At 60.2% G+C, this 22,665-nt stretch carries 20 protein-coding genes and 1 pseudogene; 8 read left to right on the forward strand and 13 right to left on the reverse strand.

Annotation, left to right across the window (positions count from 1 at the left end; genetic code table 11):
• Positions 1-30: 30 nt before the first annotated feature.
• On the forward strand, positions 31-582 hold the full coding sequence (locus MUB52_RS18260; RefSeq protein WP_263845593.1) for a hypothetical protein: 552 nt from the start codon (positions 31-33) through the stop codon (positions 580-582).
• 87 nt (positions 583-669) lie between these two features.
• Here MUB52_RS18260 and MUB52_RS18265 read toward each other — a convergent pair whose 3' ends face one another.
• Both MUB52_RS18265 and MUB52_RS18270 read right to left on the reverse strand, forming a co-directional pair.
• The gene (locus tag MUB52_RS18265) at positions 670-1,017 is read right to left on the reverse strand and encodes an EamA family transporter (protein WP_263845594.1); all 348 of its coding nucleotides are present in this window, start codon (positions 1,015-1,017) and stop codon (positions 670-672) included.
• Between the two features lies 1 nt (position 1,018).
• Positions 1,019-1,273, reverse strand: a complete 255-nt coding sequence (locus MUB52_RS18270) for a hypothetical protein (RefSeq protein WP_263845595.1) — start codon at positions 1,271-1,273, stop codon at positions 1,019-1,021.
• An 85-nt stretch (positions 1,274-1,358) separates the two neighbouring features.
• Between MUB52_RS18270 and MUB52_RS18275 the strand changes: the two genes are divergently transcribed.
• Positions 1,359-2,951 carry a glucan biosynthesis protein gene (locus MUB52_RS18275; protein WP_263845596.1) on the forward strand — a complete coding sequence of 531 codons (1,593 nt, stop codon included), beginning with the start codon at positions 1,359-1,361 and terminating at the stop codon, positions 2,949-2,951.
• Between the two features lie 537 nt (positions 2,952-3,488).
• On the opposite strand, the gene MUB52_RS18280 is transcribed toward MUB52_RS18275, so the two are convergent.
• Both MUB52_RS18280 and MUB52_RS18285 read right to left on the reverse strand, forming a co-directional pair.
• Entirely contained in the window at positions 3,489-5,396 is a 1,908-nt protein-coding gene (locus MUB52_RS18280) for a S9 family peptidase (protein ID WP_263845597.1), read from the reverse strand.
• A 527-nt stretch (positions 5,397-5,923) separates the two neighbouring features.
• Complete coding sequence (locus MUB52_RS18285) at positions 5,924-6,607, reverse strand: ArsR/SmtB family transcription factor (protein ID WP_263845598.1); 684 nt, start codon at positions 6,605-6,607, stop codon at positions 5,924-5,926.
• A 75-nt stretch (positions 6,608-6,682) separates the two neighbouring features.
• Here MUB52_RS18285 and MUB52_RS18290 point away from each other — a divergent pair, with 75 nt between their 5' ends.
• The 4 genes and pseudogenes from MUB52_RS18290 (at position 6,683) to MUB52_RS18305 (ending at position 9,182) form a co-directional block, all read left to right on the forward strand.
• Complete coding sequence (locus tag MUB52_RS18290; protein ID WP_263845616.1) at positions 6,683-7,015, forward strand: NIPSNAP family protein; 333 nt, start codon at positions 6,683-6,685, stop codon at positions 7,013-7,015.
• A gap of 5 nt (positions 7,016-7,020) precedes the next feature.
• Positions 7,021-7,851 (forward strand): annotated as a pseudogene (locus tag MUB52_RS18295) (alpha/beta hydrolase); the annotation flags it as partial.
• A gap of 93 nt (positions 7,852-7,944) precedes the next feature.
• Positions 7,945-8,289, forward strand: coding sequence for an antibiotic biosynthesis monooxygenase family protein (locus MUB52_RS18300; protein ID WP_263845617.1), 345 nt, complete (start codon positions 7,945-7,947; stop codon positions 8,287-8,289).
• On the forward strand, positions 8,286-9,182 hold the full coding sequence (locus MUB52_RS18305; protein ID WP_263845599.1) for a DMT family transporter: 897 nt from the start codon (positions 8,286-8,288) through the stop codon (positions 9,180-9,182). Before MUB52_RS18300 ends, MUB52_RS18305 begins: the two co-directional genes overlap by 4 nt.
• Before the next feature lie 459 nt (positions 9,183-9,641).
• On the opposite strand, the gene MUB52_RS18310 is transcribed toward MUB52_RS18305, so the two are convergent.
• From MUB52_RS18310 to MUB52_RS18340, 7 genes are all read right to left on the reverse strand, one after another.
• The gene (locus tag MUB52_RS18310; RefSeq protein WP_263845600.1) at positions 9,642-10,109 is read right to left on the reverse strand and encodes an SRPBCC family protein; all 468 of its coding nucleotides are present in this window, start codon (positions 10,107-10,109) and stop codon (positions 9,642-9,644) included.
• Positions 10,106-10,447, reverse strand: coding sequence for an ArsR/SmtB family transcription factor (locus MUB52_RS18315; protein ID WP_263845601.1), 342 nt, complete (start codon positions 10,445-10,447; stop codon positions 10,106-10,108). Before MUB52_RS18315 ends, MUB52_RS18310 begins: the two co-directional genes overlap by 4 nt.
• A 310-nt stretch (positions 10,448-10,757) precedes the next feature.
• A complete protein-coding gene (locus MUB52_RS18320; protein ID WP_263845602.1) occupies positions 10,758-11,027 on the reverse strand; it encodes a hypothetical protein in 270 nt (89 codons plus the stop codon).
• 162 nt (positions 11,028-11,189) lie between these two features.
• Positions 11,190-11,816 carry an ATP-binding cassette domain-containing protein gene (locus MUB52_RS18325; protein ID WP_263845603.1) on the reverse strand — a complete coding sequence of 209 codons (627 nt, stop codon included), beginning with the start codon at positions 11,814-11,816 and terminating at the stop codon, positions 11,190-11,192.
• Between the two features lie 111 nt (positions 11,817-11,927).
• Positions 11,928-13,577: an alpha-glucosidase gene (locus MUB52_RS18330; protein WP_263845604.1), complete on the reverse strand. Its 1,650-nt coding sequence runs from the start codon at positions 13,575-13,577 to the stop codon at positions 11,928-11,930.
• A 68-nt stretch (positions 13,578-13,645) separates the two neighbouring features.
• Positions 13,646-14,998, reverse strand: coding sequence for an ABC transporter substrate-binding protein (locus MUB52_RS18335; protein WP_263845605.1), 1,353 nt, complete (start codon positions 14,996-14,998; stop codon positions 13,646-13,648).
• A gap of 121 nt (positions 14,999-15,119) precedes the next feature.
• Positions 15,120-16,142: a LacI family DNA-binding transcriptional regulator gene (locus tag MUB52_RS18340; RefSeq protein ID WP_263845606.1), complete on the reverse strand. Its 1,023-nt coding sequence runs from the start codon at positions 16,140-16,142 to the stop codon at positions 15,120-15,122.
• Positions 16,143-16,226: 84 nt separating this feature from the next.
• On the opposite strand from MUB52_RS18340, the gene MUB52_RS18345 reads away from it, so the two are divergent.
• A complete protein-coding gene (locus tag MUB52_RS18345; RefSeq protein ID WP_263845607.1) occupies positions 16,227-17,807 on the forward strand; it encodes an alpha-amylase family glycosyl hydrolase in 1,581 nt (526 codons plus the stop codon).
• A 1,042-nt stretch (positions 17,808-18,849) separates the two neighbouring features.
• On the opposite strand, the gene MUB52_RS18350 is transcribed toward MUB52_RS18345, so the two are convergent.
• Positions 18,850-20,508, reverse strand: a complete 1,659-nt coding sequence (locus MUB52_RS18350) for an alkaline phosphatase (protein WP_318527442.1) — start codon at positions 20,506-20,508, stop codon at positions 18,850-18,852.
• Between the two features lie 179 nt (positions 20,509-20,687).
• Positions 20,688-21,716 carry a permease gene (locus MUB52_RS18355; RefSeq protein WP_263845609.1) on the reverse strand — a complete coding sequence of 343 codons (1,029 nt, stop codon included), beginning with the start codon at positions 21,714-21,716 and terminating at the stop codon, positions 20,688-20,690.
• A gap of 85 nt (positions 21,717-21,801) precedes the next feature.
• On the opposite strand from MUB52_RS18355, the gene MUB52_RS18360 reads away from it, so the two are divergent.
• Positions 21,802-22,659, forward strand: coding sequence for a LysR substrate-binding domain-containing protein (locus MUB52_RS18360; RefSeq protein WP_263845610.1), 858 nt, complete (start codon positions 21,802-21,804; stop codon positions 22,657-22,659).
• Positions 22,660-22,665: the final 6 nt, after the last annotated feature.

Raw genomic sequence — 22,665 nt, forward strand, 5'->3', positions numbered from 1 at the left:
TAGGCTGTTTCGACTAAATGGGAGGAAGACATGACAAAATTGACACGTCGTGAGGGTTTGGCCAGCATCGGTACCGCCGTGACCGCTGTGGCCCTGGGCGCGAACGCCAGCGAGGCCGCATCCCAGGCGGCAGCGGCGTTTGACCAATCCAACGTCAAGTGGAACACGCTCGAAGGTATTGACCACCTATGGTACCACGTCCTGAATGTGGACCGCGAGCTCAACGTGGTCGACCTGCTGTTGAAGTTCGCTGCCAACGAGCGCGTTGTGCTGCACAAGCACCATGCGGACTACAGTACGTTCATCATCCAAGGAGAGCTGCGTCTCTACAACGCCGAGGGCGAATTGACCGAAATACGCCCGACTGCGAGCTTTGTTCAAAAGTCTGCCGGTGGGGCGCCCCACACCGAAGGCGGGGGAGACGAGGATTGCATCGCCTGGTTCAGCAACAAGGGCACCGATGGGGTCATCTATGAAATCCTCGGGCCCAATGGCGACACTCTGGGAACGCTTGGTCTACCTGAGTTTGAAGCCTTGATGCAAACGCAAGACGAGCCCGTGCAACCGATCGTTCCGGGGTGATGCAGAGCGCCTGGCCGCATTGAACGGCTCTATCAGACGGACGCGCCCTCGGATTGTCTGTTCAGCCAGGCGCGAGGAACGCTCGGTTTACTCGTCGGACTCGGCTTGAGGCTTCGTCAAAACACCAGACGCAGCGACAGCGCCCATCACGACAAGGACCGCTCCCGCCACAGCGCCCCATGTCACAGTGGCCACGCCGAAGATGGCGAGCAGCGCAAGAGATCCGATGGGAGTGAGGTAGGCGATCCCGGCGATGGTCGAGGTAAAGCCCGCTCGCGCTGCCTTGTCCCAAAGCACATTGGAGAGCGTCAACGGGGCAATCCCGATCCCGGCAATGGCGAGCCACCGGGGCGCAGACAGAGGGGTCGGCTCTTCGAACAGCCAATGTGCCGCCAAGGCCAGAAGCGCCAGCAGACCCATCGACGGGCCAATCACCTCACCGCCGGTTTTCGCCGAAGACCAAGGCAGGAAGCAGCAAGCTCAGATTTCTCCTGATTGGTTCGGAATACCCGACTGCATGGAAAAGGATCAGCGCATCTGGTGGATTGCCCAATGGCTTGAGAGCCGCGAGGCCATATTTTTGAGACAGGTTTGAACGCCGTCCCACTTTTTCATCGCGCTCAAAACGCCTTTCATGCCCGCGCGCACGGCACTTTGACATCCGACCATCCGGAACCGAATAGCGCAGCATCGTGGTGGCATTTTGATGCACCACACCTTGTCACATTGGGGCCAGCACGCACTATAGCGCGAAACGAAGAAGGGTTGCGACTCGCATGATATTGACACAAACGCTTTCCCGCCGACACGTTCTGGCCGGGCTTCTGCTAAGTACGGCCCTCGCGCCCAACCTGCCCGCCGCGCAGACCGCCGCGCCAACGGAGACGCCTTTTTCCTTCGAGGACCTAAAGCGCGAGATGAAAACGCGCGCCGCCCTGCCCGACACACCGCCTGCGCTGCTTGACACATTTCTCGATGAGCTGAGCTACGACGACTACCGAAATATCTATTTCCGCCCCGAGGCCGCCCGTTTGATGCAGCCGGTGACCCGGTTTCGCCTGGAGGCCTTCCACCCCGGCTGGCTGTACAAGAAACCCGTCAAGATCCACGAGATCGTGGACGGCGTCGCCCGCCCCCTGACCTTCAGCACCAAGGATTTCGAATACCGCAATGAGGTTGCCGAAAAGCTTCCAGAAGCCCCCTCGCTGCCCGGTGTGGCGGGCGTCAAGATCAACACGCCATTCAACACCGCCGAGAAGTATGATGAGCTCATTACCTTTCTCGGTGCGAGCTATTTCCGGGCCCTTGGGGCGGGCAACAGCTATGGCCTGTCCGCGCGTGGGCTGGCTGTGAACACGTGGCGAAGCGGGCCGGAGGAGTTTCCCAGGTTTTCCGCCTTCTGGATCCAGCGCCCCACGCCCGAGGACAGCGCCATTGAAGTCTATGCCGCGCTGGACAGCGCTTCCGTCACCGGGGCCTATCGCTTTGTCATCGCCCCTGGCGCCGATACCGTCATCGACGTCGAGGCAGAGCTCTACTTTCGCGAGACGGTTCCGCATCTGGGCCTCGCGCCTCTGACTTCGATGTTCTATTTCGCGGAGCATTCCGAGCGACGCTTTGACGATTTCCGCCCACAGGTCCATGACAGCGATCTGCTGCGGATGGTCCGGACTTCGGGCGATGTTCTGGTGCGTCCACTCAACAACCCGCCGCGTGTCTCGAACTCCTTCTTCGCGGATGATGAGATCATCGAGTTTGGCCTGGTTCAACGCGACCGGAGTTATGAAGCCTATCAGGATGCGGGCGCGCAGTATCACGACCGCCCCTCGGTGATGATCGACCGCGTGGGCGATTGGGGCCCGGGCAAAATCCGACTGATCGAGATCCCGGCCAAGCTGGAGATTGACGACAATATCGTCCTTCTTTGGGTTCCCGACGAGGCCCCGCAAGCGGGCGAGACGCGCAACTACCGCTACCGCATGCACTGGGGCGCGCTTCCTGCGGACGGCAACGGCGAATTGGCCTATGTGTACAGTACCCGCACCGGGGTCGGCGGAGCGTCAGGCGTGCCGGTGGAGAACCCCAACCTGCGGAAGTTCGTCATTGATTTCCAGGGGGGCACCCTGGGCGGTCTCAACCCCGAGGCCCAGGTCATTCCGGTCGTTACGGCCTCGGCCGGCGAGATCTCCAACCCGGTCCTGCACAAGATCGACGATGCGGATCAGCGATGGCGGCTGTTCTTTGACGTCGACGGGCAAGACGCCGAGCTGATCGAGCTGGTGGCCCATGTCGCAGATCAGGAGCGCAAGCTGTCCGAGGTCTGGCTGTTCCAATGGGTACGCGAGGTCACGGCAGGGTCAGAGAACTGATCTCCGGGCCTCCTCTCGAGCAAGGCGAAGCGACACAGTCGCCTCACTTATTGCGCATCCTTGTCGCACTGATACGGTTGAAATTTGGGGCAGTAGCGAACCTCGTGGCCAAGTCAGTATCTTGGTTGTCTATCGCGGCGCGTCGATGGCCTCACAGTGGGTGGCGGGTGTTTTTGTGCCGTTTGAATGGGCAGAGATTGGCCCTGGGCTTTAGCGACCGATCATTCTCGCCTATCCACTGATGTCGGGCCAAAACGGTCGCTTGATGCCTTGCGCCATTGCGGGCCGGCTCTCGTAAAGTGGGCATCGGCGATACAGTAGATCAATGCGCGCTCATCGGACAAAACGCGATCATGCCAGGGCAGTTCGATTTCTGCGTTCCATATCGGTGCACTTTTTGCTTGGCATTGGAGCTCAAATTGGCTCTGGCCGATCTATCACGTCGAAGGTACCCGTAACAAATCCAGGGTGGCTTGAGCACGGTCGCGCAGCTTACTGCATCAGTCCTTTTTCTGGATGACGTCGAAGCATCGCTTCTCAATCAAGTCCGGCGTCTACCTCTTCGAGAAACCTCAGCGCTGCGCTGTTGATCCGGTGCCAATTGTGAGCTCCGCGGATGGAATGCCCCTGATCATCTATGATCAGCAGTTCATGGTCCTTGCCGGCGTTTTCCAGCACCTCCGCGAAGGATATCGAATGCAGGGCGGTGATCCTCTCGTCGTTCCGCCCGTGGAACAGGAAGATGGGGGCATCGATCTTGTCCAGATGAGAGGTGGCTGACAGGTAAGCCAGATGCGCGCGCTCCGTCTCCAGATCACCGAACTCCTTATCGAACCAACCGCGGATGTTCGTCTGCCCTTCCGGAGCCCCATCGGCCATCTGTAGTACGTCGTAGATCCCGGCACCCGCCATCGCAAAGCCGAAATCGAAATGCTCGGGCCCGGGATAGGACAGCGCCCTCACCGCCGCCCATCCCCCATGACTGAAGCCGATGGTGCCGATGCGGCGGGTATCTGCGAGCTCGAATTCCGCCTCGAGAAATCTCGCACCGGCGATCACGTCGAGGATAGGCGCATCGGCATTCTTGCCGTCATTCGCAGTCTCGAATTCCGACCCAAAGCGACTGTCGCCGCGCACGACCGGGCTGAGCACCGTGATCCCGACCCCGCACAGGCTGTGATATGTCCGGCTGAACGAATTGCCCCCGCCATAAAACGCCTCGATCACATACAACCTGTCCTCGGGCGCGATGGGGTCGAGCGGTTCGTAGAGATAGGCTTGTACCTCTGCGGGAGCCTTGGTTTCGCCGGGGCCGTCAATTGAATCGTATGTGACCAAACTCACACTGCATTGCGTCAGGCGTTCGTTCAGATCGTCAAGGCCCGCGACGAATGGGCCGCGCTCCATGCGCCCGCTCGCGTCGATTTCGACCAGCTCGAAGTCCGCGATGGTCTCGGCCGAGGTCTTGTAGAGGATCGCAATGTGGTCTTCGGCATGCTCGAATCCGATATCAACGTCGGTGACGAAATGATCGGTCCTCGACAGGCTGTTTCCCTCGACTGCGAATACCTCGTAGGTGGTCTTTGAGACGCCTTTCGTAAGGGCCTGCAGATACCTGCGCCCAGCGACCTCCGATGTAACGACCCGGAAGGTGTTCTCGAAGTCATTCAACTCGGTATTGGTGCCGGTCGGGATGTCGTGGAAGAAAAGAGACGTGTCTTGCGCATAAAGGATCTGAGCGCCGTCCTCCCACGAATTCATGACGCCAAGCCACGAGCCGTCAGACGCTGCTGCGATCTCGATGACCTCCTTCGAGGTTCGATCATAGCGGTAGAGTACTTTCCTGTTTCGGTCTCCATCCGCAAGCGCCGTAAATACGATGTTCTTGTCATCGATCCGAAGTGGCGCCCACCAATTCAGCGTAGCGGGCATCTTTTCGTCACTGTCACAGAAGAGCCGTTCCGTCGATGTTGCGCCGCTATCAGAAATCGAAAGGAGCTGCAGGCAACCCTCCTGATCATCTGAGTCACCATCGCGACTTACAAAAGCGATTGTGCGATGATCCGGCGATTGTGCGAAATCATAGACGTAGTCCACGTCCGTCAATTTGATCGGGTCCTGTTCTCGTTCGGAGAACAGCCAGAGGTTGATGTCCTCCCGCTTTCCCTCGTCCGCCATGACAACCAGAGCATCTAGGTTTCTATTGTATCTGCGGCCCCAGAAATTGATGCTTTCAATGTCGACGTCCGTGACGCGCTCGGCCGCTTCGGGATCGAAGTCGAACTGTCCGGTGTCGTTCCAAGGCTGCACGTAGAGATGCGAGCCACCATCGCGCTCGTCCTTGGTGTAGTAGACCTTCTGGGCCTCCAGGCTGACCTCCCTGATGTTGTAGGGAAAACCGAAGAAGTAAGGCGCCAGATCGACCGTTCTATCCCGGTACTCCACAAGCAACGGCTCCGCGCCAAGGCGCTCAGCCGTGATCAAGATCGATAAGAGGAGAGGTAGCCACAAAGCTCGCATAGGTCGCCCCAAGGGTTGCTTCATCAAGACATGGAAATGCAGGTGGTGGGTCGGAGGCTGCGGGATATCCGAGTGATGCACAACCACCTATGGTAGTATCGGCGAACTTGCGCCTCATCCTCTCAAAGGACGTTCGTTGTTCGGGCCGATGGCTACCTTCGGGTGGCCGGAGACAGCGTTTGCGAGAACCCTGGCAGACTTACTCAGCTATGCTGGGCGACATCCAGTCGCATGATCGCCGGGCGTTCGCGTCGATCCAGAGACTGTCGAAGGTCGGTTGGGGGGCCTTGAAACGGCCTGCCTAGGTGTCAGGCCTCGATCCGGCGCCGATCTGTAACGCGAAGCCTGTGAGCTGCCATTCCTGCGCCCGGAAACAGTGGTGATAGTACGCGTGCTTGCGGACCAAACCTGCGGTTCGTCCAAGGCTTGCACATCGAAAAGCAGAGCGGTTTTCAGCTCGCCGGAAATAGCGCGTTGAATGCCTTCGCGCCATTTTGTGAAAACGCAATAACCCGCGTCTTCTGATCTCGCTTTGCCCACGACAGCTCCTCAAAGCGGCTGAGAAACGCACGGCCCAGGCTGCCCGCGAGGTGCGATCTGCGTTCGCTCCAGTCGAGGCATTCTCGACAGACAGGCGCACGGGCCCTGAGCAAGCCGTCGATGTCGATCTCGAAATCCGCCACAAAGGCTGTACCTGTTTCGGTCAGTACCAATTCCTCACCATCCAGCGTCAGATGCCCCTGTGCGATCATGCTGTCGAACATCTGTGTGCCCATGTCACCGGCCAGATGATTGTAGCAGACACGGGCTTGCCGCAGCTCCGCGTCCCTTGGGCCGGTGCGTTTCCGCAAGTACCCCGAGCCCGCCGCAAGTCCCATCAGTCCCTCAAGGACATGCGCTACCTCGTCGCTGGCGAGCGCGAAATACTTGTGCCGCCCCTGCTTCCGCGGCCGCAGCAGGCCGCCGGCGTCAAGTTTGGACAGGTGCGAGCTCGCTGTCTGGATCGTCACCCCGGCCTCCTCAGCCAGTTCGCTCACCGTCAGGGCTTTCCCGCTCATGAGAGCGGTCAGCATGTTGGCGCGGGCGGGATCGCCGATCAACGCGGCGATATGAGCGATATCCGGACCTTCTTTCATGGTTCGATCTTAATCGAAGCATTTGCGGGACGCAAACATCTAGGATTGGGAAAATACTTTGAAAAGGAGTCCGTCATGCTGACCTGCGTGATCCGCTACCACATCGACCCGACAAAAAAGGCCCAGTTCGAGGAGTATGCCCGCAACTGGGGGCAAGCGATCCCGCGCTGCGGCGCTGATCTGATCGGCTACTATGCGCCACACGAAGGGTCTTCGACGCTTGCCTATGGCATCTACAACGTGGCGAGCCTTGCCGATTATGAAGTCTATCGCGCCCGACTTGCGGCCGATCCGCTCGGCCGTAAAAACTACGATTTTGCCCAGAAAGAAAAATTCCTGCTCCGTGAGGATCGCACTTGGCTCAAGCTCGCGTCCGCACCTCATCTGGCCGCAAGCACAGTACGATGATTTCTATGAGGATTAAAGGGCCGGGCGGCCTCGGACTTGCGCTGCATCACTATACGGACGCTCATAGCCACCCAGGTCGCACGCCCGTTCTTTACATACACGGCGCGACCTTTCCCTGCGCGCTCTCGGTCGGCTTCAAGTTCGACGGGCGCTCCTGGGCAGACGATCTTGCGGCGGCAGGGTACGATGTCTGGGGGCTGGATTTCCTGGGCTTTGGATCGTCTGATCGTATGCCTTTGAAGGAAGGCGCCATACCGGGTCGCTTTGACAGCGCTGTCGCACAGATCGAAGCGGCCGTCAGGGAAATCATGAACCAAACATCCTCCCCAACAATCTCCCTTGTTGCTCATTCCTGGGGAACACTTCCCGCTGGCGGTTTCGCAGCATCCAATCCTGATCTGGTAGACAAATTGGTCTTGTTTGGGCCGATCGCGCGCCGCACGATTGCCGCTGAGATGACGATGCCGTCGCCGACACGGGCCATCACCCTGCAGCACCAATTTGATCGCTTCACGGCCGATGTTCCCGACGGCGCGCCTGCGGTTCTGTCCGACAGCCACTTCACGAAATGGGGGCGGGCTTACCTGGAGACAGACCCCGAAAGCCGCAATCTGTCGCCGCCAGCGGTGACCGTGCCATCTGGTCCCGCCGCGGACATCTCGGCGGCGTGGAGCGGCCAGTTTCCGTACGATCCGTCTGACGTTCGCTGCCCCGTTCTTATTGTCAGAGGCGAATGGGACAGCCTGGTGACTGACGAGGACGCATCCTGGCTCTTTGATGCGTTCGCGAACGCCGCTGACAAGCAGGATGTCAAGCTGGCGCGAGCGACGCATTTGGCGCATCTGGAAACCGGCCGCTTTCGCCTACATGAAGCCACACGCAATTTCCTGCGAGCCAAGCCCGTAGAAGCCGAGCCCGAACACCCGCAAATTGCAGTGATATTCGAAGTCCAGCCAGCCGATGGCCGCAAACAGGACTACCTCGATATCGCCGCCGAGATGCGGCCGATGCTGGATGACATCGAGGGTTTCATCTCGGTCGAACGGTTTCAGAGCCTCACCGATCCGCACAAAGTCTTGTCCCTGTCGTTCTTCGAAGATGAAGACGCTGTGGCCCGCTGGCGTAACCTCTGCGCCCATAGGGGGGCACAAACGAAAGGGCGGAGCGGCGTCTTTGATGACTATCGCCTGCGGATCGCGAGCGTCATCCGGGACTATGGCATGTTCGACCGCGCGCAGGCCCCGGCCGACAGTCGAACGGCACATTCGACATGAGTTCTGCCGATTTGCGGACGGAACTGCCGCTGCTGGCCCTTCTCGCGCTGCTTTGGGGATCGTCCTATCTGTTCATCAAAGTCGCCGTGGCGGAAATCCCCCCCGCCACACTGATAGCGCTCCGCGTCCTGGGGGCGGCCATCTTTCTGATGCTGGTCATGGGCGCACGGTCCGAGCGATTGCCGCGCGATCCCCACACGTGGCGGATGCTTCTGGTGCAGGCCATATTCAACAGCATCGGAGCCTGGACCGTTCTGGCCTGGGGACAGCAATACGTCGGAGCCGGTCTCGCCAGCGTTCTGAACTCAACCTCGCCGATCTTCGTCTTTCTCATCACGGCATGTGTGACGCGCCACGAAGCGCTCAGCGGGCGCAAGCTCACAGGCGCCATTCTCGGACTGTTGGGTGTTGCGCTGATCGTCGGCATGGATGTCTTGCGCGGTCTCGGTGATCAGGTGGCCGGACAAATCGCCTGCCTTTTCGGGGCCGCCCTCTATGCCGGTGCCGCGATCTACGGCAAAGGCTTCGGCCATATCAGCGCGGCCGCGACCGCCACAGGCACGATGATCTGGGCATCGGTGGTTCTTGTACCGGTTGCTCTGCTGCTGGATCGACCTTGGACCCTGACCCCTGGTCCAGCGGCTCTGACAGCAGCGGCGATCCTGTCGATCCTTTGCACCGGCGTCGCGCTTCTGGTCTATTTCCGGCTGGTCAGGACGCTGGGGTCAATGGGTGTCGCCAGCCAAAGCTACCTGCGCGCGGGCATCGGCGTGATCCTGAGCCTCGTGTTTCTGGGCGAGATGGTCACTCTACCGGTCGCGGCGGGGCTCTGTGCAGCCATTCTGGGGGTCGCGCTGATCAATTGGCCCGCCGAACGGACAGCAGCATCGTAACGGTTCGGCGGACGGCACAGTATCATGTCCGATCATACGACCGGCTCAGGTAGAGAAGACAATCGGAGGACTCTTCCATATCTCGTATCTTGCTCATGTCCTTACACTCGAGATGCCATCTCGGACGGGTGAACATTGACCATCCGTATCGAACAGCGACAGCGCGCGATGCGGTAACGCTTGAGAACCCTGGGAAGTGACGAAAACAACAGACCGGCCGTTCGCCGGGTCTTGTCGCATGAGTGCCTTGGGTCCGAGGCCGCCATCGGAGACACAGCTGGACGGCCGAGTTGTCCTGGCAGACTGCCCCTGAGGGGCTCCAATTGTCACTCGACACGGTACCGAGATGCTGCGTCCACTGCCCGTCTTGCAGATGTTCGCTGCGGAAGCGATTTTGAGGGATGAAGGACATCACAGATCGCGGGGCGCGGCAGTCTCCAACGCAACGTCGGTTTTCGATCAGGTGAGCGATTGAGCATATGCTTCAAGCTGCGACGCAACCGTACCCCAGCCGTCGTAGAAGCCCATGTCTTCATGGCTTTTTCGGGCTTGCGGTGAGCGATGCCGGGCTGTCGCCGTATATGTCGTACCACCCTTTTGATCGTCCGCAAATTCGATGATCGCTGTCATGAACGGGTCGGCGGCAGGCTTCCATCCTTCGCTGTAGGTGTCAGTGAAGACAAGACGCTGACCGTCAACAATTTCAAGAAAGACACCTTCATTTTCCATCAGGTGGCCCTCAACATTCATCGTTGTGTTGAACTTGCCTCCGACTCGGAGGTCAATCTCGCACGCTTCGATACGATGTGGTGCGGGCACGAAGAAGTGCTTGATATGCTCTGGTGTCGTCCAGCACTCCCACAGCGTTTCTCGTGGAGCGTCGATGGTGCGGGTGAACGTCAGGTCGGTCTCTGGATCAAGTTTCATTTGCTGCGCTCCTGCGTGAGGTGAGTGACGTATTCGTCAAAGCGGTCGAGCCGAGCTTCCCAGATCGCGCTTTGCTCGCTCAACCAATCCTTTGCTGGTCCGAACGCATCTGGCGACAACGCACAAACTCGCGTGCGGCCTTGCTTTTGAGATGTGACGAGACCGGCCGCTTCGAGCTTCTTCAGATGCTCCATGAACGACGGCAGCGCCATGTCATGTGGAGCAGCCAACTCACTTACGGTCGCATTTCCACGCGCGAGACGCTGAAGAATCGTTCTTCGTGTCGGATCACCAAGGGCCGAGAAGCAGCGATCTAGGGCCAGGTCATACTTAGACATACCCCTAAGTAAAGACAATGGCAGGCGCAATCAAGATGTTTAGGAAGAGTCCTAAGTGATCTAAAGGCCGTCCTTCAGCGCGGTGCCTTCGCCTGATTGTCCGGACGCGAAGCAGACCCATAGAAGGTGCCACAATCGGTGAATGCTGCGCGAGCGCTTCAACGACGGATTTGTCGCGTACTCCTGAACGCGGAATGATGCCGGACCAACAAACAAGTAGAGATCGGCCTCAATACCTGGCTCCGGCAGTACGATCCCGGCCGACGGCACAAGGCCGCAAGCATGCAGCCACTCGCCTTAGACACCTGGCTCAAAAGTCGCCCGCGGAAATGAGCACGTACCGCCCTCCTCTATGATCGCCCCCAAAGCAGAGCGAAAAGCCGGAGCCTCGCGATCGCGCGGGGCTCAAGACCGGTTCAGCTTGTAGGGCCGTCGCAGCTTGCCGGGCCGTCTTGCCCGTCTTCTCCAGGTTCGCCGCCCGGACCCACAGCACCGCCTTCGCCGCCCGTTCCGCCGCCACAACGACCGTCGCCACCGTCACCTCCATCGCCGCTGCCGCAAGTTCCTCCGGCGCCTCCATCCCCTCCGTCGCAGTTCACGCCGCCTGAGATGAGTTCAAGTTCGTCCAGATCGAGATCTCGCATCGTACTTCCTTTCGTAGATTGCCAAAAGTTGCCTGTCGGCGGGGTCTCAGTCCTTTCTGCGATACACCGCGCCAACCCGACCGGAAGATGCGATGCGGCTATACCGATGCCCTGGCGGCGTGGACGGCGTGGCCAAAGGACCCGACGCGGTCAGTCAAGGCGATGGTGGAGAGGCGATGGGCCACGCAGATGCGCGTGAGCGACAGGTTTGCAACGGCCTGATTGATCACCCGTTCATTGGCCTCATCAAGATGGCTGGTGGCTTCGTCGAGAAGCAGGACGTGCGGTTTTCGGTAGAGTGCGCGCGTCAGGAAAACCCGTTGTTTCTGACCGCCGGAAAAGACGCTGCCCATATCGCCGACCAGCGTTTCATAGCCCATCGGCATTTGCTGGATCTCCGTGTCGATAGCGGCCACACGAGCACATTCGATCAGCCAGTCCCGACCGATCTCCTCGGCGAAACCGGCGATGTTTTCAGCGATCGAGCCGGCAAACAGACGATCTTCTTGCAGCACGCAGCCAGTCATGGCGCGATAGGTTGCCAAACCAAAACTCCCGAGTGGAACCCCACCGATCAGCACCTCGCCCCGGTCCGGCGTCACAAACCCCGCAAGCGATTTGAGTGCCGTCGTCTTTCCGCATCCAGAGGGACCCACAAGCGCCAAGCTTTCGCCAGCTTCCACGCGCAGGTTGACCTGCGCGCCTGGGGCGCTCAGATGCGGCAATCAATTCTGGTATGCCTTTGACGGTTCGGGACACACCTTGGAGGCTTGTCTTGTCTTTTCGGGCAAGTTCACTTGTCGCGGGCGCAGGTTCCATTTCGCGCATTCCGCTCATCAGCGAGTGTGCAGCTCTCGAACGACAAAGGACTCATACGCGCGCAAGTGCTGTGTCTGCAGGGACAGATCCCGCACACCAAGATGTGTTGACAGCAACACCTCGCCCGACTCCGGCAGACACGCCCGAGCGTCGAACTCCACCGTTCCGCTCGAAAGGTTCGCGACAACAACCCAACGGTCCCCGTTCTGGTCGCGCGCAAAAGAGAAAATTGCCGGGTGGTCGGGAAGCAGCAGCTGGTACCGCCCGTCACGAATGGTCGGCATCTCGCGACGCAATGCAATGAGGCGACGGTAATGCACAAAAACACCGTTGGGATCTCTGCGATCAGACGCGACATTCAGATGCTCGTGGCTCGGGTTCACCTCGATCCATGGCGTTCCGGTTGTAAAGCCAGCGTTTCGCCCTCCGGTCCACTGCATCGGTGTCCGGGCATTGTCACGACCGAAGGCATTTGCGACCGCCAGAAACGCCTCCGACGTGACGCCTTGCGCGGTCTGTTCCGCGTAATGACGGAGCGTTTCAATATCGCGGAACTGATCTATGCGCGTGAAGGTGGTGTTGGTCATGCCTATTTCTTCGCCCTGATACACGAAGGGCGTCCCCTTCATCAGGTGCATGACCGTGGCGAGTGTCTTGGCGGCTTCGACCCGGTATCGACCGTCGTCGCCATAGCGCGAGACCTGACGCGGCAGATCGTGGTTCGACAGGAAGAGCGCATTCCAGCCATCATCCGCCAACTTTTCCTGCCAGTCCCACAGAACACGCTTGAAGGCGACCAGATCGAAGCGCTTGGGGCACCTTTTTCCCTGAACCGGGTCCCACCCTTCCGGGACATGATGAAACTGGAACATCATGTCGAGTTCGCCCCGGTCACGCCCGCAGAAATCGAGCGCGGTATCGAGCGTCACATTCCAACTCTCGCCCACGGTCACGGCATCGCGACCCGCGAGGGTCTCTTGGCGCATTTCCCGGAGGTAGCGATGGATATGCGGGCCACCATCGTAGTGACCAGCGTCAATGTCTTTGCCGATCAGGTCGATCACGTCCATGCGGAAGCCGGCGATGCCGCGGTCGAGCCACCAATTCATCATCTCGAAGATCTCCCGGCGCAACTTCGGGTTGGCCCAGTTGAGATCGGGCTGTTCCGGCGAGAAGAGATGCAGGTAGTAGCGCCCCACCTCAGGCACATAAGTCCAGGCAGGCCCGCCGAAAAAAGCGGCGCGGTCGTTCGGCGGCCCGCCGTCAGGCGCCGGATCACGCCAGATGTAGTAGTCATGCTCGGCGGCCAAACGGCTGCTGCGGGCCGCTTTGAACCAGCGATGCTGCGAGGAGGAATGGTTGACGACAAGGTCCATCACGATCCCGATCCCACGGGCCGCTGCCTCCGACACAAGGTGGTCGAAATCCTCCAGCGTTCCAAACTCGGGCGCAATAGCGCGGTAGTCGGCGATGTCATAGCCATTGTCAGCCATCGGGGACGCATAGACCGGAGAGAGCCATATGAACCCGATGCCGAGGTCGGCAAGATAGTCGAACTTCGAGATGATGCCCGGGATATCGCCGATGCCGTCGCCGTTGCTGTCGCAAAAGCTGCGTGGATAGATCTGATATCCCGTAGCCCCGTGCCACCACTTTTCCGTCGGCATCCGCTTGGATTCCATCACCGGCAAGCGCGCCTTTGCCAGGACATCGGCCCGTGCAAATCAGATCGGGCTTAGCGGATCGACGACCAACGTGTCTGAACGGCGGATGCGGCATCGGCCGCACTGGTGCCGGTCACGTAGTCGACCATCGCCGTCCAGAACGCATCCGTCCCGATCTCGCCCGGCATGAGATCCGAGCCGTCAAAGCGAAAGACTGTCGCGCCCGTCAGGATCTCACCCAAGGCGGCCTGGGTCTCGGAGGGATAGGCCTCCGAATTGGCCTTGAGGTGCGGGGTCAGGAACTGGCCCTGGCTGATCGCAATCTCATGCGCGAAGGGGGTTTGCAGGAACGCGATGAAGGCCTGGGCAAGCGCGCTGTCTTTCATGACGGTGATAAGCCCGCCCGAGCCGAGGATCGGGCGCCCGAGGTCGGCGGATTCATAGGCTGGAAAGTAGAAAAAATCCACGTCTACGCCCACCTCTGCTCCTTCCGGAAAGAAGGTCGGGATGAAGCTGGCCTGGCGGTGCATGTAGCAGGTCGGCGGTAGAGTAAAGAGACCGTCAGGGCTGTCGCGAAAGTCCTCCGAGGCCACACCTTGCGGGCCTTGCGGTGTATATGCCTCGTTCAGCGCGAATTGGCCGAAGGTTTCTATTGCCGTGATCACGCGCGGATCGTCGAAAGGGATCTCGTTTGCGACCCACTGGTCATAGACCTCCGGGGGTTGGGTGCGCAGCATGATCTCTTCCACCCAATCCGTCGCGGGCCAGCCCGTAGCCGCCCCCGATCCGAGCCCGATGCACCAAGGGGTGCCACCGTTCTCGACGATCAGGTCGCTGAGCGCAATCAGGTCCTCCATGGTGTCCGGAACCTCATAGCCCATTTCGTCGAAGGCATCGGGACTGTACCAGACCAATGACTTGACGTCCGTTCCGAAGAACATGCCATAGGTGCGCTCATCGCCATCGGGTCCGGCGAAGGTCGCCAGGCTGGCCCAGGAGGCGCCCGCTGCGTAATTCTCTTCATACCAGCCAGCGACCTCCGGTGCGAGCGGCACAATGGCGCCGGCGCGCGCAAGATCCTGCACGAGACCCGGTTGCGGGAACATCGCAATGTCCGGCACCGTCCCGGCCTGCACCCCGATGGTGATGTCCTGCTCGAAACTGTCCGAGCCCGACAATGCGATCTCAGCACCCGTCGCGGCGCTGAAGTAGGCAAAGACGTTCTCCAGCTTGGTCTTGTCTTCGCCAGTGGACGCGCCTGCTATCCGGAGCGTCTGACCGGCAAAATCATTGCCCTCGGCAAAAGCCTCGTAGGCGGACCACGTGAAAGGGCCGGTTCCCGGCGCGTGCAGCAAGTCTTGCGTGCTTGCGGCGGTTGCAACGAGCGTCAATGCGGTGGTGGTCAGCTTCAGTCCTAGTGTCATCCGGCATCCTCCCTGTCGATCAAACCGATCTAGCTTCACGTTCTTTCACCAATCCGAAACGTTTCGGGAAATCTTGCAGACTGAATCGATTCGATCAAGCCGAAACGTTTCGGTTCGAGAGTCAGCACGTGGCCGAGGACGCTCGGACCGACAACTCGGGCGTGACGATGACTTGCCTACACTCGCGATCGGGCGGCGTTAGCCGCGTGGCGAGCGCATCCGCAATGGGACCCCACGCATCTGCCAGCGGCGATGTCGTTGCCGTCAATGACGGACGGAAATCCTGAATCGGGACGCGCGGAAGCCCGTCGTCGTGCGCGACCACTGACACATCATCCGGAATGGAGAGCCCCCGTTTCGCAAGCGCGGTGTAGATCCCGGTTGCGATCATCGTATTGCCCGCGATCAGTGCGGTCGGCCGATCTCCGCCCACTTCGAAGAGGGTGGCAACAGCCTCCTCACCTTTCTGCGCTGTCATTTCCACGTTGAGGACGCGACCTTGGGCGGGCTCGACACCGGCCACCGCATAGGCCGCCTGAAAACCCGCCGCGCGTCTGATGGCGAAAACCGCATGGGCTGGGCCGTCGATCAGCGCGATGCGCCGGTGCCCGAGGGACAGCAGGTGCTCAGTGAGCTTGAAGCCAAGCGCATGATTGTCGACGTCGAAGTAGGGATAGTCCGGTTGATCTGCATCTCGTCCGTGAACCGCAAAGGGAACACCAAGCGATCGCAGAAGTCCGATGCGAGCGTCGTTCGGGGCCGGATTCACGATGAGAAAGCCGTCGATCAGGCCGCTGCCGCACAGTTTGCGGTGCGTTGCGACAGGATCGTCGCCGTCGGTCGTCACGTGCAGAACGAACTGCATGCCACGTTTTGAAAGCTCTGCTGAAAGCCCGATGACCCCCGCGAGAAGGACGTCCGGCATCTCCCTTTCTTCTTCCGCGGCCACCACCATCGCCACGATTCCGGAGCGGCCCGACTTCAGCTTGCGCGCTGAGATATTGGCTGTGTAGCCAAGCTCACGCGCAGCTTTCGTTACGCGCTTCTTGGTGTCTTCGCTCACATCCGCATGATCGTTCAAAGCGCGACTGACTTGCGTGACCGAGAGGTCAAGATGCTTGCTGAGGTCTTTGAGTGTGGCCATCGGGGGACTTGAAATAATACCTACTGTCTGTCACGAGACTTGAAACCGAAACGTTTCGGAAGACAATAGGCGGGAGCAACGGTCATGACAAGTAGTTGGTGGCAAGGCGCTGTTATCTATCAGATTTATCCGCGCTCTTTTCAGGACGACAACGGCGACGGCATTGGAGACTTGAAGGGAATCATCCGCCGGCTGCCGCATGTCGCCGATCTGGGAGCGGACGCGATCTGGCTGTCGCCGGTCTTCACCTCTCCGATGGCGGACATGGGGTATGACGTGTCGGACTATCGCGATATCGATCCGACCTTCGGCACGCTGTCAGAGTTCGATGCCCTGGTTGCCCGCGCCCACCAACTTGGCCTGAAGGTCATCATCGATCAGGTGCTGTCGCACTCGTCCGACCGACATCCGTTCTTCCAGGAAAGCCGTCTGACGCGCGACAATCCCAAGTCCGACTGGTACGTTTGGGCCGATGCAAAGCCTGAAGGGTCACCACCCAACAACTGGCAGGCGATTTTCGGCGGCCCGGCCTGGAGTTGGGATGTGCGCCGCAGACAATACTACTACCACCAGTTCCTGCCGCAGCAGCCCGATCTGAACTTCCACAATCCCGAGGTGCAGGCCTGGGCGCTGGAAACGCTCGACTTCTGGCTCGATCGGGGCGTCGATGGGTTCCGGCTGGATGCAATGAACCACCTGTTCCACGATGCCGACCTGCGCGACAACCCGCCCGACATTCGGGCGAAAGACGGACCAGACTATAAACCCTTCGAAATGCAGTATCCCATCTATTCGAAGAACCGTCCCGAAACGGTGGCCTTCACCGAGCGAATGCGTGCACATGTCGATGCGCGCGGAGACCACGCCCTGCTCGCCGAACTCGGCGGCGACCATCACAGCGCCGAGCAACTGAGCGAATATACGGCACCGGGCCGGCTGCATCTGGCCTACAACAATGACTTGATGACCGCCGACTTCGGAGCGGACGTCGTGCGGAATGCCGTCTCGGGTGTGCAGACCGGGTCGCCCTGCTGGTCATTCTCGAACCATGACGTGCCGCGCCACATTGGCCGATGGGCTGCACATGGCGTGGACCAGGATGGGTTCGCGAAGCTTTGCTGTGCGCTTCTGCTGTGCTTGCCCGGCGCGATCTGCCTGTATCAGGGCGAGGAGCTCGGCCTCTTGAATGCGGAACTGTCCTATGACGAATTGGTGGATCCCGAAGGCCTAACATTCTGGCCGGACAACAAGGGCCGCGACGGCTGCCGCACGCCGATGCCTTGGGAGAACGGCGTAACGCATGCCGGGTTCTCCAACGCCGAGACCACATGGTTGCCGGTCAAGTCCGAACAGGCCGCCCGTGCAGTCGATCTTCAGGACAACGTCTCTGGCAGTGTCCTGAGCTTCTACCGCGACATGATCGCGCTGCGCCAGAAAACTGACGCCCTGAAGTCGGGAGCGACCCGGTTTGAAGACACGTCACCCGACCTGCTGGCGTTTTGGCGCGGGGAGACAGTCTTCTGTGCCTTCAATCTTGGAAAAAGCCGCTGGGAGCTGACGATGCCACCCGGCCTGTCGAGGATCATCGCGTCTGAGGGTGTCGTGGAACGAGGCGATTGCTTGGACATGCCCGCAAATGGATTTGCCTTGTTTGCTGCCTCGTAGTCCGCGCAGGCTCCTTCTTTCGATGCCGTCGATGATTGAAGTCTCAGCTGCTCGTGCTCTGCATACTTGCCGCCTGAACTTCAGGGCGGCAAGCGGTCGTTGAATTGACCTTGTCGAGGTGACCTGCCTCTGGGTCAATCGTCATTTGAAGCCCAACACGGCAAAGTCCAGTTGGCCAGTCGGGACCCATATGATCAAACACGCGACCGACATGTCGTGGCGAGATTGGGTTTCCGGAAAGCCAGCCTGCCGTCATGGCACACCCTGCGAGCGAGGTCGTTGACCCTGAGGTCGCGAGAGGCTTCGAGCTCAAGCTTGGGGCCGCAACCACCTGCGATGAGCGATTACTCACTCTCAATTATCTGTTCGCCAGTCCGGAGGCCTGCACGTCCAGCAAGGCTCACTTTGGGCGGGACGTCGCTGAGATGGCCGACAAGCATCGCGGCGCGATCTCCGATGCGCTGGGTTTCACGTCCAGGTTGGGGGGTGCACTGTTGACCGCCTCGCTGCGCTCTTTGGTCGTTGGGCGCACCCCGCCTTGCCGACTTCATGTATTTATGAGCTGTCGCGGGTTCACCTCGCCATGGGAAAGCCCGACGACAAGTTGTCCCGACTATCTCTTCAAATCTCCTAGAGGTCCGGTTGCCGGATAATGCGCCTCGGCAGAGGCACGCCGGATGCTGTAACATCATGCAAAAGGCGCAGCCGCGTTCGCATCTCGGGTGGCCAGCTTGCCGGCAAATTGGGTGCGCAGAAGTACCGTGGTCGTCGCCGGCGAGGACAGGAGCCCACCACTCAAGATAAGGACTATCCCCCCCGTTTGGGCAAAGCGTTTCGGAGGAGCGCTGCATTTCGCTCACCGGACGACCAAGCTGTCTAATTCCGAGGGCCAATGCTCGATTGGACCCTTGCTTGCGGACCTCATCGAAGCCAGTGGCGACCGCCGTGCAAACAGACCATCCCCGGCAGTCTGAGATCCTATCGCGCAGAAGGCAGTCTCAAACCTCCTTGGAGGGTATTGAAAACCCAAAGAGTCGCCCAATCAATCCGCCAAACCGCGGCGCCGAAGGCCAACCATCAATCCAAGGCCGACGAGCAACATCCATCCCGTCGCGGGAAGCGGCACCGGCGTGGGGGCGACCAGCCCCGCCGCGGTCCGGATGGCCGGGTTCACGCCAGTGATGTCGATGTAGCGACCGTCGTTGAACCCAAGGATCGATTGCAGAAACGGATCTTCTCCTACCACCATGGACAGAAGGTCTTCGGACCCGGCACCATTCGCCCAAAGAAGGGTGTTCTCGGTCGTGTGGTTGCCGGAATGCCAAAGAACGCCGGGCAAGACGCCCTTGCCGTTGTTCTCGATTGGCTGAAAGGCGATGCTGTCGGAATTCGGGCCCATCGGCGCACCGTTCCCGTGATCCGTCAGCACAATCATCAGCGTTTCGTCCCAAGAGGAATTGGCCGACACCCAATCAACGGCGGCACCCACGGCGTGGTTGAAATCGATCTGTTCCTCGATGACCCGACCGGTTGCGTTCGCATGTGCCATCCAGTCCACAGCGCCACCTTCAACCATGAGGAACAAGCCGTCTTCATCCTTGCCAAGATGGTTCAGCGCCCCTGCCGTCATCGTTGCCAGCGTGGGCACATTCGGCAACAATTCGTGTCCGATCGGGAAGCCGAGGTTCGGTGAACCGGGCGCATCCGGATCAGGCGGTGTCGTCAAGGGATCGCGGTTTGCCTGCAGCGTTGCGCCCGCTTCGGGAAGGCCGATCAGGCGCCCCTGGATCTCAAGGGAGCCGTCAGCGAGCGCTTCGAAATCCGATGTGGTTTCGATCAGCGTCATGGGCGCATCGGGCCCATTCAAAGCCGTCCAGTCTTCCTCTGACAGCCAATCGTACTCGGGCGTGGCGCGCCGCTGCGCGTTGTCGTCGAAGTTCGGGTTGCCCCCGCCCATGATCAGATCGAGCGTGCCTTCGTTGATCATCTGATGCGCGATCGCGTGAGTATCGCCGCGGTTGACGTTCTGCGCACCGAAGACGGCTGGTGTCGCATGGCTGAACCCAACGCTGGAGACCACACCAGTCGACCGACCCGACGCCTTCATCTCCTGCGTGATGAAGGGCAGCGGGTTGCCCTCGGCATCGGTGGAGATCCGGCCATTGGATGTCTTGACACCGGTCGCCAAGGCCGTGCCAGCCGCCGCGCTATCCGTCGCGCCTTGCTTGATCGCCTTGTAACCCTCGAAATAGTCATCATCGCCCGTCGGCGTTGGATCCCACGCCGCGCTGGGGTCATAGGTCGCTTGCGGGTTCGACAAGGGCTCTGTCGTCATTCCCAGCTTTACCGCGAAATCGTCGTAGGGCTGGCGACCCCTCTCGCCGAACTCCCAGTAGCTGGCCATGTCGACAGTCCCCCAGGAGGCGCCATCGGAGATGAACAGGATAACGTTTTCGACCGGTGCGCCAGACGACCAGCTCGGAGCCGTGAGTGCACAGGCTGTGGCGATAACTGTAGTGCAGTTTTTGAGGGACTGTCGCATGCATTTCTCTCCGAAGAAACAACCTGGTCCGACGATGTCTACGACAGTGGCGGACCTCCACGGACAGCCTGCACAACGGCCAAAAAGACACGGTGACGAAACGATGAAAGTTTTACAAATGTTGCAGCAAGGACCGCTCGCAATGCTGCCTCTTCTCATGGAACACTCCCGGGTAGTCGCGGTGCGCCAGAAACGCTTCCTTATCAAATCAACCTTAACTGTCCCGTTGGCGCTGACGTCGGAAAGCTGCCAGCGCGAAATCTTGGAGTGCCAGGGCGCGCATCGCGGAGATGGGCTTTGACGTAAGCCGTCAAAGTGGTCGCTGTCGCCTCTCGCGCCTAGCCCAGGTGAAGCCACCCAAAGGCGTATCCCGCCGCAAGTGACCCCACGAGGGCCAGAAGCAAGTACAACAGAAAAGGCTTCAGCTTGAGGACCGGCGCGATCGCCATGGCGCCCCAGATGCTGACCACTCCGCCTGACACCAGAAAGGCCATCGCCGCGCCCTCTGACATGCCGTTGTCTATCAGGCCGCGGGTGAGCGGAAGGGCGGCGTACCCGTCAATATAGGCGGGCGCGCCGACAAAAACGGCAGCTGGAATAGCCCACCATTGATCCTCGCCAAAATAGGCCGCGAGCGCGCCGGGGGTCAGGGCCGCGTTCAAGGCATATTCAGCTGCGAATGCCGGGATGAGACAGATCAGAATGAGGCGCGCCGCTGCGCGGAACTGTGCGGCAAAGGCGCGCCGGCGGTCCTCGCTGCGCCAGACCCAGGGATCGAAGGTTTGAGCCCCGCCACATCGAGCCGTGCTCAGCTGACGTGCCAGACCGTTGTCGCGGAGCGCGTGTCGGGCCCATGGTCTTCCGGAAAGCAAGCCCGTGACTGCACCGCCAAGCAGCCCCAGCCCAAACGCCGCGACCGTCTTGCCGAGCGCAAAGCTCAGCCCAAGGGTGGCCGCAGTCGTCGCGAGCATGGCCGGATCCGTGACTGGTGAGGACAGCCAGAACGCCATGATCGGGGCAAGCGGGACACCGGCCGCAAGAAGCCCTGCCATGAGAGGCAACACAGTTACTCCGCAGACCGGCGTGATGGCCCCGATCAAGGACGCGGCCACAACCGTGCGCACTGTTTTCCCCTCAAAGACGCGAGCGACTTGCGAATCCGCACCGCTGGCGATGATCCACGCCGCGACAACGATGCCCGGCACCACGATCGGCGCGACAGCGATCAACCCCCAGACGACAAACTTGGCGGCTTCGGTGGCATGTTCCGGGACCGCAAGGCCAATGCCCAGCAGGGCTGCGACGCCGATGCCCCAGGCGCGCAATCTCTTCGTTGACGCACGCGGGCTGATTGTGTGGTCGGTCATCGGATGCTCCTTCTCTCTTGAGAAGTAGCCGTTTATAATCCATAAGTTAAACGAATAGTATTAAACTCTGGTATTGGCAGAACGCATGGAAAGCCTTGACAGTGATTTGCTGCGCACCTTCCTGGCGGTGGCCGAGGCAGGCAGTGTGACCGACGGAGCATCGCGCATCTATCGGTCGCAATCCGCGACAAGCCTCCAGATCAAGCGCTTGGAAGACATCCTTGGCCGACCGGTCTTTGAACGCCACGGTCGCGGCGTGCGACTGAGCGAGACCGGTCGTCAGATGTTGCCGGTTGCACAGGATGTCACTGCACGTCTGGACGGGTTGCTGAGAGACATTTCGCAGGACGCCATCACCGGCAAGCTGCGCGTGGGCATTCCCGACGATCACGGTCGCACGACACTTTCAGGGATCATCGCCCATTTCGCACGTCAGCATCCCAAGGTCGAACTTGATGTCACCTGCGCGTTGAGCGCCGACTTTCCCGACGCACTGAAGAAGGGGTTGCTGGACCTTGCGATCTACGAGGTTGAAAGCCCGTCTCACCACGAGGAGCTGCTTTTTGAGGACCCGACCTGCTGGGTGTCGTCTGCGCGGCATTCTTTTGCCAGCGATGAAAGCCTGCCCGTGGCCTTGTTTGATCACGCCTGCTGGTGGCGCGAGGCCGCTTTGGCGTCCCTGAGGGCGCAGCAAAAGCCCTTCCGCGTGGTCTATTCCAGCCAGAGCGTCTCTGGTGTCATAGCGGCTGTTGAGGCCGGAATTGCGGTCGGCTTGCTCGGCCGCTCATCTCTGCATGCTGGCCTCTCCGTCGTCGGGGAGACGCTTGGCCTGAGGAACACACCTTCTTCCAAACTGGTGATGGCAGGCGTTGAAACTCAGAATGCGGGCCCGCAAAACGCCATGAAAGCCGCCATTCGGACTGCGTTTCTGGCCAAAAGATAGAGACAG

Source organism: Roseobacter sinensis (genome assembly GCF_025755255.1).
Classification (GTDB): domain Bacteria; phylum Pseudomonadota; class Alphaproteobacteria; order Rhodobacterales; family Rhodobacteraceae; genus Roseobacter; species Roseobacter sinensis.

Excerpts from the sequence above, each read along its gene's own strand:
- MUB52_RS18260 (WP_263845593.1), top strand. The coding sequence starts at position 31 with ATGACAAAATTGACACGTCGTGAGGGTTTGGCCAGCATCGGTACCGCC.
- MUB52_RS18270 (WP_263845595.1), bottom strand. The coding sequence starts at position 1,273 with ATGCTGCGCTATTCGGTTCCGGATGGTCGGATGTCAAAGTGCCGTGCG.
- MUB52_RS18275 (WP_263845596.1), top strand. The coding sequence starts at position 1,359 with ATGATATTGACACAAACGCTTTCCCGCCGACACGTTCTGGCCGGGCTT.
- MUB52_RS18285 (WP_263845598.1), bottom strand. The coding sequence starts at position 6,607 with ATGAAAGAAGGTCCGGATATCGCTCATATCGCCGCGTTGATCGGCGAT.
- MUB52_RS18290 (WP_263845616.1), top strand. The coding sequence starts at position 6,683 with ATGCTGACCTGCGTGATCCGCTACCACATCGACCCGACAAAAAAGGCC.
- MUB52_RS18305 (WP_263845599.1), top strand. The coding sequence starts at position 8,286 with ATGAGTTCTGCCGATTTGCGGACGGAACTGCCGCTGCTGGCCCTTCTC.
- MUB52_RS18310 (WP_263845600.1), bottom strand. The coding sequence starts at position 10,109 with ATGAAACTTGATCCAGAGACCGACCTGACGTTCACCCGCACCATCGAC.
- MUB52_RS18315 (WP_263845601.1), bottom strand. The coding sequence starts at position 10,447 with ATGTCTAAGTATGACCTGGCCCTAGATCGCTGCTTCTCGGCCCTTGGT.
- MUB52_RS18320 (WP_263845602.1), bottom strand. The coding sequence starts at position 11,027 with ATGGAGGCGCCGGAGGAACTTGCGGCAGCGGCGATGGAGGTGACGGTG.
- MUB52_RS18330 (WP_263845604.1), bottom strand. The coding sequence starts at position 13,577 with ATGCCGACGGAAAAGTGGTGGCACGGGGCTACGGGATATCAGATCTAT.
- MUB52_RS18335 (WP_263845605.1), bottom strand. The coding sequence starts at position 14,998 with ATGACACTAGGACTGAAGCTGACCACCACCGCATTGACGCTCGTTGCA.
- MUB52_RS18340 (WP_263845606.1), bottom strand. The coding sequence starts at position 16,142 with ATGGCCACACTCAAAGACCTCAGCAAGCATCTTGACCTCTCGGTCACG.
- MUB52_RS18345 (WP_263845607.1), top strand. The coding sequence starts at position 16,227 with ATGACAAGTAGTTGGTGGCAAGGCGCTGTTATCTATCAGATTTATCCG.
- MUB52_RS18350 (WP_318527442.1), bottom strand. The coding sequence starts at position 20,508 with ATGAGAAGAGGCAGCATTGCGAGCGGTCCTTGCTGCAACATTTGTAAA.
- MUB52_RS18355 (WP_263845609.1), bottom strand. The coding sequence starts at position 21,716 with ATGACCGACCACACAATCAGCCCGCGTGCGTCAACGAAGAGATTGCGC.
- MUB52_RS18360 (WP_263845610.1), top strand. The coding sequence starts at position 21,802 with ATGGAAAGCCTTGACAGTGATTTGCTGCGCACCTTCCTGGCGGTGGCC.